Annotated in this window: 1 protein-coding gene; it reads right to left on the bottom strand. The window is 38.2% G+C overall.

Annotation, left to right across the window (positions count from 1 at the left end; genetic code table 11):
• Positions 1 to 254, bottom strand: a 254-nt coding sequence (tilS, locus tag SB658_RS25755; protein ID WP_410603303.1) for a tRNA lysidine(34) synthetase TilS, incomplete at both ends; no start/stop codon positions are given.

Here is a 254-nt window from a genome sequence, read left to right as displayed (position 1 = left end):
CGGGGAATTATTTTTAGCTTATTACAGTAATCAACAATCTCTTCCTTCGTTACTCCAAGTAACGGCCTAATTAAATATCCATTATGAAAAGGACGCTTCACTGCAATTCCTGCATATCCTTTCGGAGTACTCCCTCGTACAAGGCGCATTAAAATCGTCTCTACTTGATCATCACCATGATGTCCAAGAGCTACATATCTCGCATCATATTTCTTCATTATTCTTTCCAAAAATGCATATCTGCATTCTCTAGC

It is taken from the genome of Bacillus sp. SIMBA_008, from assembly GCF_046535495.1.
Taxonomy (GTDB): domain Bacteria; phylum Bacillota; class Bacilli; order Bacillales; family Bacillaceae; genus Bacillus; species Bacillus subtilis.
The sequence above is the reverse complement of the archived record's forward strand: the minus strand, read 5'-3'. Positions and strand labels throughout refer to the sequence as shown.